This is a genomic window from Thermophilibacter provencensis (genome assembly GCF_900128445.1).
Taxonomy (GTDB): domain Bacteria; phylum Actinomycetota; class Coriobacteriia; order Coriobacteriales; family Atopobiaceae; genus Thermophilibacter; species Thermophilibacter provencensis.
In genome coordinates this window covers 2,044,089-2,059,790 of the sequence record NZ_LT671417.1, presented here as the reverse complement: position 1 = coordinate 2,059,790, position 15,702 = coordinate 2,044,089, and the positions used below count along the sequence as shown (strand labels likewise).

Genomic DNA, 15,702 nt, shown 5'->3' with positions numbered 1-15,702 from the left:
ATCAAACCTATGTGCAAGTTGGGGACTGTCCCCAATTCGCAGACGGAGGTGGCATGGGACTTAGCGAGACGTCGTCGGGCGAGCGGGCGCACATCGCCTTCTTCGGGGTGCGCAATGCGGGGAAGTCGAGCGTTGTGAACGCCGTTTTGGGCCAGGAGCTCTCCGTGGTCTCAGACGTGCGCGGCACCACCACGGACCCGGTCAGGAAGGCCATGGAGCTCCTGCCCCTGGGTCCCGTGGTGATCGTGGACACGCCGGGGGTCGACGATGAGGGCGCGCTCGGGGCAAAGCGCGTGGATCGCTCGCTGCGAATGCTCGCGAGCTGCGACGCGGCGGTGCTCGTGGTGGACGGGGAGCGCGGGCTCGCCCCCGCGGACCGCGAGCTCGTGCGTCGGTTCGGGGCGCGTGGGATTCCCTACGCCGTCGCCTGGAACAAGTGCGACCTCGCCTCCGCCCGGGCCGGCCTGCGCGCGCTCGGCGAGAAGGACCCCGACCTCGCGGAGCGCGCGGTCGGCGTGAGCGCCCTGACGGGGGAGGGCGTCGACGAGCTCAAGGAGCGCCTCGCGCGCCTGGCCCGGCCCGAGGGCCGAGGGCGCCGCGTCGTCGCGGACCTCGTGCGGCCGGGGAGCGTCGTGGTCCTCGTCTGCCCGATCGACGCCTCCGCGCCCAAGGGCCGCCTCATCCTGCCGCAGCAGATGGCGATCCGCGACCTGCTCGATGCGGGGTGCGTGCCGGTGGTCTGCCGCGAGACGGAGCTCGCGCGCTCGCTCGCCTCGCTCGTCGCGCCCCCGGCCCTGGTGGTCACGGACTCCCAGGCGTTCGGGCCCGTCTCGCGCGTCGTGCCCGACGCGGTCCCGCTCACGTCATTCTCGATACTCATGCTGCGCTACAAGGCCGACCTCGCGCTTGCCGTCGCGGGCGCGGCCGCCCTCGACCGCCTGCGTGACGGCGACCGCGTCCTCATCAGCGAGGGCTGCACGCACCACCGCCAGTGCGAGGACATCGGGACCGTCAAGATGCCCGCATGGCTCGCCGCGCACACCGGCGCCGAGCTCGGGCTCTCGTTCACGAGCGGCGCGGACTTCCCTGACGACCTCACCCCTTACGCGGCCGTCATCCACTGCGGGGGCTGCACGCTCACCGCGCGCGAAATGCGCCGCCGCCAGTCCCAGGCCGCGGACCAGGGCGTCCCCCTGACCAACTACGGCGTGGCCATCGCCCACATGCACGGCATCCTGCGTCGCAGCCTCACGCCCTTCCCGGAGGCCCTCGCGGCGCTGGACGAGTAAGCCCTCCGGGCAGCGCGTGGGGCCCGCGGATGGGGCCGGCGGCGGCTCTTGGCGGTCTCGCCCACTTTGTAGTGCGCTTTGAGGCGGCAGTGGCAGATACACTACAAATGACGCAAGCACCCTACCAGCGGATTATCTATGGGATCGTTTGTAGTGTACTCGGGGTCTCCCCCGTGAGGTGCACTACAAACGCGCCTCCGCGGGACCCGAGCCGGCCTGCGCCCACTTTCCGCCCGCCCTCCCGCGTTTTTTGCGAATGCGTTATGCCGCAACACGGTGAACGCGTTTCCGGCTATACTGTCAAAGACCTTTAAGACGGTACGAGAGACCGAAAAGGCGTCCACAACCTAATCGCAGCTGCCTTATTCGGAGTCTCCGCCCCGCGGCGGGTGCTCCGTTTTTTGTAGCTGCGAGTTTGCCCCTGGGCGCACGACGAAAGGGCGGTGTTGCTGTGAACCTACTGGTTGACGACGGCAGGCATCCTAAGGCGCTTCTCGCGCTCGAGAACGGGATGCACTTCTTTGGGCGCTCTGCCGGCGCCGAGGGAGAGACCTTCGGAGAGATCGTGTTCAATACCTCGATGGTCGGCTACCAGGAGATCGTGAGCGACCCGTCCTACGCGGGCCAGATCGTCACGCTCACGTACCCCCAGATCGGCAACTACGGGATCAACGAGAAGGACATGCAGGGCGACCCGCTCCACCTTGCCGGCCTCGTGGTTCACGACATGTGCTACACCCCGAGCAACTGGCAGTCCGTGGAGAGCTTCCCGAACTTCCTCGCGCAGAACGGCGTCGTCGCCATCGAGGACGTGGACACGCGCGCCCTCACCATCGCCATCCGCGAGGGCGGCGCCATGAGGGCGGCCATCTCCACCACGGACCTCGACCCAGAGAGCCTCGTCGCGCGCGTCAAGGCGTCCCCCGCCATCGCCGACCACAACTACGTCGCCGACGTCTCCACGAAGGAGTCCTACGTCGTGCCCGGCCAGGACTCCGACGGCCAGCCGCGCCTGCACGTGGTGGCCTACGACTGCGGCGAGAAGAAGGGCATCGGCAAGCGCCTCTCCGCCGTCGGCTGCGAGGTCACGGTCGTGCCGTGGGACACGCCCGCCGAGAAGGTCCTCGAGATGAACCCCGATGGCGTGTTCTTCTCCAATGGCCCTGGCGACCCGGTCTCTGTGCCGCCCGTGGTCGACGCCGTGCGTGCCTGCCTGGGCAAGCTCCCGGTCTTTGGCATCTGCCTCGGCAACCAGGTCATCTCCATGGCGGCCGGCGCTCAGATTGAGAAGCTTCCGTATGGCCACCACGGCGGCAACGAGCCCGTGATGAACCTGCTCACCGGCAAGGTGGAGATCACCGCGCAGAACCACAACTACGGCCCGGTCTTCTCGTCCTTCGGCCCGCTCGTTCCCGAGCTCTCGGGCGGCGTGGCCGAGCACCCCGCCGACGAGGACCTGCGCTTCTGGTCCCGCGCCCACGTGGCGCCCGTCGTCCAGACCAAGGCGTACGGCCGCGTGCGCCTCACGCACGTCAACCTCAACGACGGCACGCCCGAGGGCATCCAGTTCCTGGACATCCCCGCCTTCTCCATGCAGTACCACCCCGAGGCCAAGCCCGGCCCCAACGACTCCACCTACGCCTTCTCGGCGTTTGCCAAGCTCATGCGCGGCGAGGACGACTACCTCGCCATCGACGTCCGCGAGGGGAGGCGCTTCTAGATGCCCAAGCGCACCGACATCAAGAAGATCCTTATCATCGGCTCCGGCCCCATCGTCATCGGCCAGGCCTGCGAGTTCGACTACTCCGGCACCCAGGCCTGCAAGGCCCTGCGCTCGGAGGGCTACGAGGTCGTGCTCGTGAACTCCAACCCGGCCACCATCATGACCGACCCGGAGACCGCCGACCGCACCTACATCGAGCCCATCACCGTCGAGTCCGTGACCAAGGTCATCGAGAAGGAGCGCCCCGACGCTCTTCTGCCCAACATGGGCGGTCAGACGGGCCTCAACTGCGCCGTTGCCCTCGGCAAGGCCGGCGTCCTCGAGAAGTACGGCGTCGAGGTCATCGGCTGCGACGTCGACTCCATCGAGACCGGCGAGGACCGCGAGCTCTTCGCCAACGCCATGCGCGACATCGGCCTCGAGGTCGCCAAGTCCGGCATCGCGCACACCGTCGAGGAGTGCGAGAAGATCGCCGACGAGCTCGGCTACCCCGTGGTCCTGCGCCCTGCCTTCACGCTCGGCGGCGCGGGCGGCGGCATGGCCTACGACCATGACGACCTCGTGCACATCGCCGAGCAGGGCCTCGCGCTCTCGCCCGAGAGCGAGGTGCTCGTCGAGCAGTCCGTCGAGGGCTGGAAGGAGATCGAGATGGAGGTGATGCGCGACTCCGCGGGCAACGGCGTCGTCATCTGCTCCATCGAGAACCTCGACCCGATGGGCGTCCACACCGGCGACTCCATCACCGTGGCCCCCTGCCAGACGCTGAACGACTTCGAGCTCCAGCGCCTGCGCGACTACTCGCTCGCCATCCTCGAGCGCGTGGGCGTCGCCTGCGGCGGCTCCAACGTGCAGTTTGCCGTGAACCCTGACGACGGCCGCGTCATCGTCATCGAGATGAACCCGCGCGTCTCGCGCTCCTCGGCCCTCGCCTCCAAGGCCACCGGCTTCCCGATCGCCAAGATGGCGGCACTGCTCTCCGTGGGCTACACCCTCGACGAGATCGAGAACGACATCACGCGCGAGACGCCGGCATGCTTCGAGCCCTCCATCGACTACTGCGTGGTCAAGGTCCCGCGCTTCGCCTTCGAGAAGTTCAAGGGCACCGACGACACGCTCACCACGCGCATGAAGGCCGTGGGCGAGGTCATGTCCATCGGCGCCACCTTCGAGGAGGCCATGCAGAAGGCCATGCGCTCCCTCGAGCAGGGGCACGCCGGGCTTGGCGCGGACGGCAACGACGACTTCGACGGCGTTTCCGAGGAGGAGTTCGAGCACCGCGTGGCAACGCCCACGCCGGACCGCATCCTCTACGTGACCGAGGCGCTGCGCCGCGGCTGGACCGTCGAGCGCGTCTTCGACCTCACCAAGATCGACCGCTGGTTCCTGAACCGCATCAAGGACATCGTGACCGCGGAGGGCGTCATCGCCGAGAAGGGCCTCGCGGGCCTCGACGCGGACACGATGATGGCCGCCAAGCAGCTGGGCTTCTCCGACGCGCAGCTCGCCCACCTCACCGGTCAGCGTGAGGACACCGTGCGTGCGGTGCGCGAGGTCCTCGGCGTGCGCCCGTGCATCAAGACCGTCGACACCTGCGCCGGAGAGTTCGCGGCCCGCACGAGCTACCACTACCTCGCCTACGAGAAGGGCGGCGTGACCGAGTTCCACGAGGCCGAGAAGCCCCGCGTGGTCATCCTCTCCGCCGGCCCCAACCGCATCGGCCAGGGCATCGAGTTCGACTACTGCTGCGTCCACGCGGCCTACGCGCTCGCGGCCAAGGGCTACGAGACCGTCATGGTCAACTGCAACCCCGAGACCGTCTCCACGGACTACGACACCTCCGACCGCCTCTACTTCGAGCCGCTCACCTTCGAGGACGTCATGAACGTCATCGAGGTAGAGAAGCCGGTGGGCGTGATCGTCACGCTCGGCGGACAGACCCCGATCAACCTCGCCAAGCGCCTCAAGGCCGCCGGCGTCCCCATCATGGGCACCCAGCCCGAGGCCATCGACCTCGCCGAGGACCGCGACCGCTTCGCGAGCCTGCTCGACCGCCTCGAGATCGCCTACCCGCCCTCGAGCACGGCCGAGACCGTCGACGAGGCCAAGTCCGTGGCGCGTCGCGTGGGCTACCCGCTGCTCGTTCGCCCGAGCTACGTGCTCGGCGGCCGCGGCATGGGCATCGTCTACGATGACGAGGACCTCGTGAGCTACATGGAGGAGGCCACCAAGGTCTCCCCGGACCACCCCGTCTACCTGGACGCCTTCCTCGAGGACGCCATCGAGCTCGACGTGGACGCCCTCTGCGACACCGAGGAGTGCTACGTGGGCGCGGTCCTCGAGCACATCGAGGAGTGCGGCATCCACTCCGGCGACTCCGCCTGCTGCTTCCCGCCCTTCTCGCTCTCCGACCGCCTGGTCGAGAAGGTCCGCGAGACCACGAGGCGCCTGGCGCTCTCCTGCCACATCAGGGGCCTCCTCAACGTGCAGTACGCCGTCCGCGACGAGCAGGTCTTCGTGATCGAGCTCAACCCGCGCGCGAGCCGCACCGTGCCCTTCTCGTCCAAGGCAACCGGCGTTCCGCTCGCCAAGTGCGCCGCGCGCATCATGAGCGGCGAGAAGATCTGCGACCTCGGCCTTCCGCCGGAGGGGCGCGACCTCGGCTACTACGCGGTCAAGGAGGCCGTCATGCCCTGGAGCCGCTTCCCGGGCGCCGACGTCACGCTCGGCCCCGAGATGAAGTCCACGGGCGAGGTCATGGGCCTCGACGTCACCTTCCCCAAGGCGTACGCCAAGACCCGCGAGGCCATCGAGTACGACGTGCCACAGTCCGGCAGCGTCTTCATCTCGGTCTGCGACCGCGACAAGCGCTCCGTGGCGCCCGTGGCGCTGTCGCTGCGCAACCTGGGCTATGACCTCTTGGCCACGCGCGGCACCGCCAAGACGCTGCGCGCTGCCGGCATCCCGTGCGAGGTCGTGAAGACCATCTCCGAGGGCTCGCCCAACGTCCTCGACCTCATGGCGGACGGCAAGATCTCCTTCCTCATCAACACCCCGAAGGGCCACAGCTCCCGCGGAGACGGCACCAAGATGAGGAGCGAGGCCGTGAGCCGGGGCATCGACATGGCCACGACCATGTCCGGCGCGGTGGCGCTCGTCCAGGCCATCGCGGCGCTGCGCGAGGGGCCGCTCTCCGTCTACGCCCTCCAGGACCTGTAAAAGCGTGTAAAAGGGACAGGCACTTTTGCACGCTTCCGCACGCTTTCGACCCCCGTGCGGCGGGCCGTCGGGCTTCACGCCCGGCGGCCCGCCTTATGGGCCGCTTACACGACGCGAACGGGGCTGGGATATCATCGGTGTGAGTGCAGCCCGCAGAAGCAAGGAGAACCCCGTGGCACGTCCGCTCGCTCCCGGATCTATCGTTGACACCCACACCCACACGCACTTCTCGGACGGGGCGGGGACCTTCGAGGAGAACGCGCGCGCCGCGGAGGCCGCCGACTGCCGCGTGCTCGTCTCGACGGACCACCTCACGCTGCCTGCCGTCATGGACCCGGCAGGGGAGGCGCAGGTCGCGGAGGCCGATCTCCCCGAGCACCGCGCCGCGTGGGAGGCCGCCCGCGACGCCCACCCCGGCCTCGAGATGATCTACGGGTTCGAGTGCGACTGGTACCCCGGCTGCGAGGGCAACGTCGAGCGCTGGGCGGCCGACGCACAGGTTCTCCTGGGAAGTGTCCACTGGCTGGGCGAGCAGGACGACGGGGCCTGGATCGACGACCCCTCCGACCAGCGCATCTGGCGCGAGCTCGGCCCCGACGAGGTGTGGCGCCGCTACGCCGCCACGTGGTGCCGCGCCTGCGAGAGCCCGCTTCCCTTCTCCACGATGGCGCACCCCGACCTCGCCATGCGCTTCGCGAACGCGGGCTTCGCCCCCACGATCGACCTCGTGCCCCTCTGGGACCAGATGGCGTCCTGTGCGCGCGACACGGGGCGGCGCGTGGAGCTCTCCACGGCCGGCTGGCGCAAGGGGGTGGGGGACTACTACCCCGCCCGCGGCCTGCTCGAGCGCTTCCGACGCGCGGGGGTGCCCATCACCGTTGGCTCGGACGGCCACCGGCCGGAAGACATATGCGACGGGATCCGCGCCGCCTACGCGCACGCCTGGGAGGTGGGCTACCGCACGGCCGAGGTCCCGCGCGCGGACGGCTCCTGGGAGTCCATGCCGCTGCGGTAGGGCGCCGGGGCGGCCGCCCTTCTCGTCGTACCCCCGATTTAGGCAAAAGGCACGCTCCGTAGGCTGGGGCGTGCCTTTCGCGTGGGCCATGTGCTCGCCGCCGGGCGAGAAGGACGTGCGTCCGCCTATACCTCGTCCGCGAAGGCGGGGTTTGACCAGGCCGTCCGCCCGCGCGCGTCGACGCACTCGACGCGAAGGTAGGTCTCGCCGCCGCGCAGCTCGAACTCCGCGTGCGTGAGGCCCTCGGTGCCGGCCTGCGCGATGACGGTGCCGCCCGCGTTGACGGGGCCTCCCGCCACGAGGTTCACGCGCTCGCACGGCGAGCACTCGACCCACACCCGCCCGGCCTCGACTCCCCAGGAGAGGAGCTCGGGGCCGCTCGAGGAGTAGTAGTCGCCTGCGAGAAGCGCGCGGACGATAGCGTCCCTCGAGAGCTCGGGAGCTCGCACGACGACCCAGCCGCCGAAGGCGTCGTCGAACAGGCCCTCGTTATGGTTGTCGTCGGAGGCAAAGCCGAGCACGCGACGCCCGCGGCGCAGCATGAGGTCCCAGTAGGTGACGTCATAGCCGGTCCCGGACTCGTTCACCGTGTCGTAGTTGAAGATCTCGAGCGCGAAGTACCCCTCAGCCCCGCAGAACTCGTCTGGTTCCACGCGGCTCCAGATGGGGTGGTTGTACGTCACGACGCAGCCGCGCTCGGCAAGGCTCCGCGCCAGCTCGCCGGCCACGGCCTCGCCGTCCCAGCTCCCGTGGCAGCGGATCGGCTCGAGGCGCTCCATGTGCGAGAAGAGCCGCGGCGCCGCGCCGACCATCTCGTCGGTCCCGAGGATGCCGTGCATGTGATGGCAGCGCAGGCGCACGGACTCGGACTCATCTGCGTACAGGTAGGCCGAGGCCTCGAGGCCGGGGAGGATGACGAAGCCCTCGTCGTCGAAGGCGTCCGAGTAGTCGGTGTAGAGGTCGTGCTCGGAGAGGCACAGGAAGTCGTAGCCGTGCGCGCGGAAGGCCGCGACGGACTCCGCGGGGGTGAGGCGGCCGTCGGAGTTGGTGGTGTGGCTGTGCAGGTTACCCTTGTAGCGGCTGCCGCCGGGGGCGAGGAAGACCTGGTCTGAGAAGGGCATGGTGCGCTCCTTGCTGTCGGTGGGGCGAAGGGGAGGCGTGCAAAGGGGACAGGCACTTTTGCACGCTGCCTCCGGCCGTGCAAAAGTGCCCGTCCCCTTTGCACGCCGGCGGGCGGGCTGACGTCCCTCTCGCCGGCGCCCCCGTTACGCGGCGCTCTCGGCGGGGATGCAGAGGCAGTCGTGCTCGGGGAGGGTGAGCCAGACGGTGTCGAGGTCGTCGAACATGTGGAAGCTGCGGAAGAGGACGTCGACGCGCAGCGTGGTCTCGCCCACGTTGACGGTGTAGCGCAAGACGTTGCCGCGCGGGGTGCTGTCGATGACGGTTCCGCGCACCACGTAGGCGCCCTCGGCAGCCTCAGGCCTCTCGAGGGAGATGCCGATGGTCTCGGGGCGCACGGCGACCACGTTGCCGGCCGGGACGGCAACGCCGGTCAGGCGGGAGAACTCGCCGGCACTGAGCTGGTTGTAGCTCCCGATGAAGCTCGCGGCGAACTCCGAGACGGGGCTCGTGTAGACCTCGACGGGGCTGCCGGCCTGCTCGATGCGGCCGGAGTGGAAGAGCTGGATCACGTCGGACATGACCATGGCCTCGTCCTGGTCGTGCGTGACGAAGATGGTGGTGAGGCCGAGCTCCTTGTGGATCTCGCGGATGCGGGACTGCAGCGCCTTGCGGAGCTTGGCGTCGATGGCCGAGAGGGGCTCGTCGAGCAGGAGCACCGAGGGCTCGGTCACGATGGAGCGGGCGAGGGCCGCGCGCTGCTGCTGGCCGCCGGAGAGGTTGGCCGGGTAGGCGCGCTCCTTGCCCTTGAGCTCGACCATCTCGATGGCGTCCGCGACCTTCTTCTCGATCTGGTCCTTCGGCACCTTCTTCATCTTGAGGCCGAAGGCGACGTTCTGCTCGACGGTCATGTTGGGGAAGAGGCTGTACTGCTGGAAGACCATGCCGATGTTGCGCTTGGACGCGGGCACGTTGGTGACGTCGCGGCCGTCGAGCACGATCTGGCCCTCGCTGACGCTCTCGAGGCCCGAGAGGCAGCGCAGCAGCGTGGACTTGCCGCAGCCGGAGGGGCCGAGCAGCGTCACGAGGTCGCCCTGCTGGATGCCGAAGTTGATGTGGTCGAGGACGGTGTTGTCGCCGAAGCGCTTAACGACGTCCCTAAACTCGATGTAAGCCATGTTATGCCTGCTCCTTAGCGTTGTTCTGGGCGGCGCCCTGAAGCTTCAGGACGAGCGCGGTCACGAGCGCGACCACCACGAAGATGACGACGACGACGGCGCTCGAAAGACCGCTCGAGACGTCCATGTTCGCCTGGAGGAACACCTGGATGTTCTGGTAGTTGGTGCCGGCGATGTTGTTGGCGAGCACGAAGTCGCCGAAGATGATGCTCTCGGCGAGCAGGCTCGAGACGAGGATGCCGGAGAGGATGTTGGGCAGGACGACCTGCACGTAGGCGCGGAAGCGCCCGCACCCGAGCATCTCGGCCGCCTGGATGAGCATGCCCGCGTCGATGGAGTTGAGCGCGTTGCGGATGCCCTGGTAGATGTAGGGGAGCACCAGGATCGTGTAGGCGCCGAAGAGCATGAACATGCGGTTGGAGAGGATCGTGCCCGTCCCGGTGTAGAGCGAGATGATGCCGATCGAGAGGATCACGCCCTGCAGGGCGTACGGGATCATGCAGAGGAACTGCATCACCGGCGCGACCTTGCGGTTGACGGCCACGACGACGTACATCGCGAGCAGGATGAGCACGATCGTGATGGCGACGCTCACCAGGCACAGGACGAGCGTGCGCCCGATGGAGGCCCAGAACACGGTGTTGGTGAAGAGCTCCTGGTAGTTGCGCAGGGTGAAGCCGGACGGAAGGATGTCGGTCCACTCCACGAACAGCGAGTACACGAGCGTCGCCAGGAAGGGGACGAGCAGGTAGGCGGCAACGACGCCGAGGAAGATCTTGCCGGCGAGCGAGGTCTTCTGGGCGGGCGCGTGCGTGGCGCGCAGGTTCTTCTCGGCCATTAGACGAGCTCCCTTCCCTTGGCGGCGCGGCGCGTGAAGTAGTTGTTCACGAGCGTGCACACGACCATGAGCGCGATGAGCACCACGGCCAGCGCGCCGCCGGTGGCCGCGTCGGTCTGGACGTCGCCCTTGAAGCGCGAGGTGATCTGCAGGGCGAGAAGCGCATAGTTGTTCATCACGAGCGCGTAGGCGGTGGCGTAGGCCGCGAGCGCGTTGGAGAAGAGCACCGAGAGGGTGCCGAGAATCGACGGCATGAGGTTGGGGATGACGATCCTGAACCAGTAGTCGAAGGCCGACGCCTGCAGGATCGTGGCGGCCTCGCGCCAGGACTTGCGGATGCCCGCGAAGGCGGGGATGAGCAGCAGCGTGGCCAGCGGGATCTGGAAGTAGATGTACATGATCACGAGGCCGTCGGCCCCGTAGAGGTCGAAGTTGGCGAGAAGCGGGATGCCGAAGCGCTGGCCGATGAGCGTGAGCACGCCGGCGTTGCCCATGAGGATCATGAAGGCGAAGGCCAGGGGCACGCCGGAGAAGTTCGACATCATGTTGAGGATCATCGTGAAGGCGTTGCGCACGCGAGGGCTCGCCTCGTGGGCGAAGCGCGCGGCGAGAAACGCCACGACGATGCCGACCACGGCGGAAAGCAGGCTGATCCAGACGCTGTTCCAGATGGACTGCTGGTAGAGCGGGGTGGTGAAGACGCGGACGTAGTTCTCGAGGCCGAGCGTCTCGGAGTCGCGCCCGATGACGCTGTTGAGCGCCAGCTGCAGGAGCGGCATGATCTCGAAGAGCGCGACGATGGCGAAGAACGGGACGATGGCGACCCAGCCGAGGCGCCTGCGGGACCCTGCGCGGCCCTGCGCGCGGGTCCCGGTCCCGGAGCCCGACGCGGCGGTCGCACCCCGGGCGCCCGCGTCCTTCTCGCCGATGGTGACGGTGTTTTCCATACGCGCGGGCCGGGCGCGCGCGGCACCCGGCCCTGCCTCCTTCTTGTGACTAGCCGAGGATCGGGATGATGTTCTCCTGGTACCAGGTGATCATGTCCTGGCACACGCCGCTCCAGACGGACTCGTCGACGGTCTGGACGTGGTCGCCGTACTGCTCGTCGGGCAGGCGCAGTGTCGCCACGTCCTCGGGCAGCTCAACGTCGCGGATCGGGGTGGCGTAGCCGCGCGCGAGGTTGATCTGGCCCTCGTCGGAGAGGATGAACTCGCGGGCGAGGCAGGCGGCCGCCGGGTGCGGCGCGTTCTTGTTGATGATCGTGCAGTAGCCGGACTGGACGGAGGCGTCCGACGGGATGCTGACCGAGAACTGCGCGTTGGGGTTGTTCTCGAGGATCTGGTCGCGGTAGTTGAGGGAGTTGTAGTCCCAGTTGATGCAGACGTCGATCTCGCCGGACTCGATGCGCGCGAGCGAGGCGTCGGAGACGTCGAGGCGGCCCTGCTCGGCGAGCTGCTTCAGGAAGTCGTAGCCGGGCTGCATGTCGTCGATGCCGCCGCCGAGCGCGTAGGCCGCGGCGAGCACCGCGTACTGCGCCACGGCCGCCGCCGTGACGTCGCCCACGCAGACGTTGTAGTCGCCGTCGAGGAGGTCCTGGAAGCTCGTCGGAGCGCTGGGCACGGTGGAGTCGTTGGACATGAGGGAGATGGTGCCGTAGTAGCCCACGACCCAGTCGCCGTCGTCGTCCTTGGCCCAGTCAGGGATCTCGTCCCAGTAGCTCGTCTTGTACTTGAGCGTGAGCTCCTGCTCCTCGGCAGTGGGGCCCCAGGACTGGCCCACGTCGCCGATGTCCTTGGTGCCGTCGACGCCCTCCTCGCGGAACATCGCCAGCTCCTCGGAGGAGGACATGTCCTGGTCGGCGTGCGTGATGCCGTACTCGGCCTCGATGTCCTCCCAGGTCTCGACCCAGTTGGCCCAGGTGTCCGGCATGCCGACGGAGGCGATCTCGCCCTCCTCCTGCGCCTGGGCGACGAGGTCCTCGAGGCTCATCGAGTTGTAGTCCACGGACGGCTGTGCCGAGCCGCCGTCATCGCAGCCGGTGAGGCCGAGGCCTGCGGCGCAGGCGAGGCTGGCCATGCCGACCATACCGAGGAAGTTGCGGCGCGAGAGCGCGCGCATGCCGACGAGGTGGGTGGTGCTCTTCTTCACAGGTGCTCCCTTCGGGTCGTGCCATGGGAAACGGTCAGCCGCGCGCCAGTCGCACGGCTTGCTCACGGCGTGAGTCTATGGGACGCTTGCCGCGCCGTGTCGCCCGTTCGACCCGCGCTTTCGAAATGCTGACGCTTCATTACGTCTCGCTGACCTCGCCGTGCCGGCGGCTTACGTAAGTCTGTGCGTTCTCTTACGCGGGGATTGCGCGACCCCCCGTCGCGTCCCCCGACGCTTCGAGCGCAATCATGGCTAGGTCGGAGAGAGGGGGCGAGAAGGGCGTGCTGCAGATAGCCGTGTGCGACGACGAGCGGGCCGCCGCGGACCTCATCGCGGGCCTCGCGCGCGACTGGGCGCGCGGGCGCGGCGTCGAGGCGCGCGTGGACACGTTCGCCTCCGCCGACGCGCTGTTCTTCTCGCTCGACGACGGCGCCCCGGACGTTGCGCTGCTCGACATAGAGATGCCCGGCGCGAGCGGCATGGAGCTCGCTCGGCTCCTGCGCGAGCGCGGCGAGCGCACGCAGGTCGTCTTCGTGACCGGCATCATCGACCACGTCTTCGACGGCTATGACGTGGACGCGGTCTCCTACCTGCTCAAGCCGGTGCGCGCCGACAGGCTCTTCTCGGCGCTCGACCGCGCGTGGGAGCGCCTGGGGCGCGCCGAGCCCGTGCTCGTGGTGGAGTCCGCGGGCGAGACGAGCCGCGTCGCAGTCTCGCGCGTCTGCTACGCGGAGGGCTCGGGCCACGACGCGCTCGTGCACCTGGCGGACGGGACGTGCCTGCGCAGCAAGGCGGCCCTCGTGGGCCTGGCGTGCGTCGCGTTCGGGGGGCGCGCCCGGGCGGGTCGTCGCCGCGCTCACAGTGGCGCCGCTCGCGCTCGCGTTCGTGCTCGCCATGCGGCGCCGCGGCACGCTCTCTCGCCGCGACGTGGCCCTTCTCGCCTGCGTCATGGCCGCGCTCGGGACGCTCACGGCCGCGGGGCCGCCCGCCTCCGCGGCGCTGCCCGCGGACGGCCGGTGGCTGCGCGTCTACGTGGCCGCGCGCGGCAGCCAGCTCTACGCGTCCATCCAGAACTCAGCCGTGGAGGACCCGAGCTTCAACCAGCGCAACTACATCAGCGAGAAGCGCGGCAACCACGGCCTGGGCATGAAGCGCGTGGCCGCGGTGGTCGAGAAGTACGAGGGCTTCCTGAACCTCGCCAACGAGCCGGGCGTCTTTGCCGCTGAGGTCAGCCTGCCGCTGTAGCGTGCAAAGGGGACAGTCACTTTTGCACGGCGCGGTCGGTCGGCGCCGCTCGCCGAAAGCTGTGGGTCCGCGCGGCGCCCGCGCCCTATGATGGAGTCGTCCTGTTCCCGGCGAAAGGTCGTCATGCTCTAGGTCTCTCCTGACATACTGGTTTCGTTTGAACAGGGGAGAGACATGACATCTATCACGCCTGCCGCGCGGGAGTACTTCCGTGCCTTCTTCGACCACAACCGTGCCCGCTTCGCGGCGGCGCTCGCGCTCACGGTGCTCGACATCCCGTCGGCCCTCATCGGCTCCTGGCTGCTCGGGGAGATCATCGACGTCATCGCCGCCGGCGACCTCGGGCGGCTCCAGGCTCTTCTCGCCCTCTGCGCCGTCTTCATGGTGGCGTCGTTTGCGATTAGCGTGGGGATGTACCGCGCCAAGTCGGACTTCGTGTTCCGCGCGCTGGTGAGCTACAAGTCGCTGGCGTTCAGGCGCCTCTCCGAGAAGAGCATCCGCGCCTTCTCGCGCGAGAACACGGGCAGCTACCTCAGCCTGCTCACCAACGACGTGGCCTCAGTCGAGGAGGGCTACCTCAAGCGGTCGTTCCTGCTCGTCTATCACGCGCTGCTCTTCGTGGGCACGCTCGCGATGATGCTCTTCTACAGCGTGCCGCTGACGCTGGCCGCTGTGGCGCTCTCGCTGCTGCCGCTTGCGGCCTCCGTGCTCATGGGCCGCGAGCTCGCCGTCCGCGAGCGCGCCGTGTCCGACCGCAACGAGGCCTTCGTCTCCGAGCTGCGCGACCTCTTGGCCGGCTTCTCCGTCATCAAGAGCTTCAAGGCCGAGGCGCAGGCGCGCGGCCTCTTCGACGCGGCGAGCGGGGCGGCCGAGGAGGCAAAGCGCGCCCGCTACTGGTGGGACTGCCTGATCACCGCGGTTTCCGGCGACCTGTGCTCGGTGCTGCTTCAGTTTGGCGTGTTCTTCATTGGGGCGTGGCTCGCCATCGACGGGCAGATCACGGCCGGCACGGTGCTCATCTTTGTGAACCTGTGCAACTACCTCATGCAGCCGATTAGCATCGTGCCGCAGTACTGGGCGAGCCGACGGGCCGCCGCGGGCCTGGTGGAGAAGCTCGCCGCGGCCACGCGCGAGAACGCGGAGCGCGCCGGCGAGAGGATCGATCCGCGGCTCGAGCGCGGCATCGAGGTCTCGGGCGTGAGCTTTGGCTACGAGCCGGGCGCGCCGGTGCTGCGCGACGTCTCGCTCGAGCTTGCGGCCGGGCGCAGCTACGCGGTGGTGGGCGCCTCCGGTTCCGGCAAGTCCACGCTGCTCAACCTCCTCATGGGCGGCTACGACGGCTACGAGGGCTCTATTACGCTGGACGGCCACGAGCTGCGCGACGTGGAGGCCGGCAGCCTCTACGACCTGGTGAGCCTCATCGACCAGAGCGTCTTCCTCTTCGACGGCACGATCCGCGCCAACGTGACGATGTTTCGCGACTTCCCCGACGAGGCGGTGGACGACGCCGTGCGCCGTGCCGGCCTGGCGGCTCTGGTGGCCGAGAAGGGCGAGGGCTTCCGCTGCGGCGAGAACGGCTCCGCGCTCTCCGGCGGCGAGCGGCAGCGCGTCTCGATCGCGCGGGCTCTCCTGCGGCGCACGCCGGTGCTGCTGGTTGACGAGGCCACGGCGGCGCTCGACAACCAGACGGCTCGCGCGGTGGGCGAGGAGATCTTGGGGCTCGAGGGGCTCACGCGCGTGGTGGTGACGCACCGTCTGGAGGCGCCGCTGCTCGAGCGCTACGACGAGGTCGTTGCCCTGCGCGATGGGCGCGTGGTGGAGCGCGGGACCTTCGACGAGCTCATGGCGGCCCGCGGATACTTCTACTCCCTCTTCACGGTCAGCAACTAGCGTGCAAAAGGGACAGGCACTTTTGCACGGTACGACGGCGC

Annotated in this window: 11 protein-coding genes and 1 pseudogene; 7 read left to right on the top strand and 5 right to left on the bottom strand. The window is 68.6% G+C overall.

Going from position 1 to position 15,702, the window contains the following annotated elements; all coding sequences use genetic code 11:
* The first annotated feature begins 53 nt into the window (after window positions 1-53).
* From hydF to BQ7391_RS09295, 4 genes are all read left to right on the top strand, one after another.
* The gene (gene hydF, locus BQ7391_RS09310; RefSeq protein ID WP_075280338.1) at window positions 54-1,289 is read left to right on the top strand and encodes a [FeFe] hydrogenase H-cluster maturation GTPase HydF; all 1,236 of its coding nucleotides are present in this window, start codon (window positions 54-56) and stop codon (window positions 1,287-1,289) included.
* A 451-nt stretch (window positions 1,290-1,740) separates the two neighbouring features.
* Window positions 1,741-3,009 carry a glutamine-hydrolyzing carbamoyl-phosphate synthase small subunit gene (gene carA / locus BQ7391_RS09305; protein ID WP_075280337.1) on the top strand — a complete coding sequence of 423 codons (1,269 nt, stop codon included), beginning with the start codon at window positions 1,741-1,743 and terminating at the stop codon, window positions 3,007-3,009.
* The gene (gene carB / locus BQ7391_RS09300; protein ID WP_075280336.1) at window positions 3,010-6,228 is read left to right on the top strand and encodes a carbamoyl-phosphate synthase large subunit; all 3,219 of its coding nucleotides are present in this window, start codon (window positions 3,010-3,012) and stop codon (window positions 6,226-6,228) included.
* Window positions 6,229-6,400: 172 nt separating this feature from the next.
* Window positions 6,401-7,243: a PHP domain-containing protein gene (locus tag BQ7391_RS09295; RefSeq protein WP_235858656.1), complete on the top strand. Its 843-nt coding sequence runs from the start codon at window positions 6,401-6,403 to the stop codon at window positions 7,241-7,243.
* A 125-nt stretch (window positions 7,244-7,368) separates the two neighbouring features.
* Here BQ7391_RS09295 and BQ7391_RS09290 read toward each other — a convergent pair whose 3' ends face one another.
* The 5 genes from BQ7391_RS09290 to BQ7391_RS09270 all read right to left on the bottom strand — a co-directional run bounded on the left by BQ7391_RS09290 (window position 7,369) and on the right by BQ7391_RS09270 (window position 12,526).
* Window positions 7,369-8,364, bottom strand: coding sequence for a CehA/McbA family metallohydrolase domain-containing protein (locus BQ7391_RS09290; protein ID WP_075280335.1), 996 nt, complete (start codon window positions 8,362-8,364; stop codon window positions 7,369-7,371).
* Between the two features lie 144 nt (window positions 8,365-8,508).
* Window positions 8,509-9,540 (bottom strand): ABC transporter ATP-binding protein, encoded by a 1,032-nt coding sequence (locus BQ7391_RS09285; RefSeq protein WP_075280334.1) that lies wholly within the window; start codon window positions 9,538-9,540, stop codon window positions 8,509-8,511.
* 1 nt (window position 9,541) lies between these two features.
* The gene (locus tag BQ7391_RS09280; protein WP_075280333.1) at window positions 9,542-10,378 is read right to left on the bottom strand and encodes an ABC transporter permease; all 837 of its coding nucleotides are present in this window, start codon (window positions 10,376-10,378) and stop codon (window positions 9,542-9,544) included.
* On the bottom strand, window positions 10,378-11,325 hold the full coding sequence (locus tag BQ7391_RS09275; RefSeq protein WP_083662180.1) for an ABC transporter permease: 948 nt from the start codon (window positions 11,323-11,325) through the stop codon (window positions 10,378-10,380). The genes BQ7391_RS09280 and BQ7391_RS09275 overlap by 1 nt, the downstream gene beginning before the upstream one ends.
* Before the next feature lie 49 nt (window positions 11,326-11,374).
* Window positions 11,375-12,526: an ABC transporter substrate-binding protein gene (locus tag BQ7391_RS09270; protein ID WP_235858655.1), complete on the bottom strand. Its 1,152-nt coding sequence runs from the start codon at window positions 12,524-12,526 to the stop codon at window positions 11,375-11,377.
* Between the two features lie 248 nt (window positions 12,527-12,774).
* Here BQ7391_RS09270 and BQ7391_RS12795 point away from each other — a divergent pair.
* The 3 genes and pseudogenes from BQ7391_RS12795 to BQ7391_RS09255 form a co-directional block, all read left to right on the top strand.
* Window positions 12,775-13,146 (top strand): annotated as a pseudogene (locus tag BQ7391_RS12795) (LytR/AlgR family response regulator transcription factor); the annotation flags it as partial.
* 241 nt (window positions 13,147-13,387) lie between these two features.
* Window positions 13,388-13,771, top strand: a complete 384-nt coding sequence (locus BQ7391_RS12650; RefSeq protein ID WP_075280332.1) for a GHKL domain-containing protein — start codon at window positions 13,388-13,390, stop codon at window positions 13,769-13,771.
* 174 nt (window positions 13,772-13,945) lie between these two features.
* Window positions 13,946-15,661 carry an ABC transporter ATP-binding protein gene (locus BQ7391_RS09255; protein ID WP_075280331.1) on the top strand — a complete coding sequence of 572 codons (1,716 nt, stop codon included), beginning with the start codon at window positions 13,946-13,948 and terminating at the stop codon, window positions 15,659-15,661.
* Window positions 15,662-15,702: the final 41 nt, after the last annotated feature.

Coding starts and splice junctions, on each gene's coding strand:
- hydF (WP_075280338.1), top strand. CDS start 54: ATGGGACTTAGCGAGACGTCGTCGGGCGAGCGGGCGCACATCGCCTTC.
- BQ7391_RS09280 (WP_075280333.1), bottom strand. CDS start 10,378: ATGGCCGAGAAGAACCTGCGCGCCACGCACGCGCCCGCCCAGAAGACC.
- BQ7391_RS09290 (WP_075280335.1), bottom strand. CDS start 8,364: ATGCCCTTCTCAGACCAGGTCTTCCTCGCCCCCGGCGGCAGCCGCTAC.
- BQ7391_RS09275 (WP_083662180.1), bottom strand. CDS start 11,325: ATGGAAAACACCGTCACCATCGGCGAGAAGGACGCGGGCGCCCGGGGT.
- BQ7391_RS09285 (WP_075280334.1), bottom strand. CDS start 9,540: ATGGCTTACATCGAGTTTAGGGACGTCGTTAAGCGCTTCGGCGACAAC.
- carB (WP_075280336.1), top strand. CDS start 3,010: ATGCCCAAGCGCACCGACATCAAGAAGATCCTTATCATCGGCTCCGGC.
- BQ7391_RS09255 (WP_075280331.1), top strand. CDS start 13,946: ATGACATCTATCACGCCTGCCGCGCGGGAGTACTTCCGTGCCTTCTTC.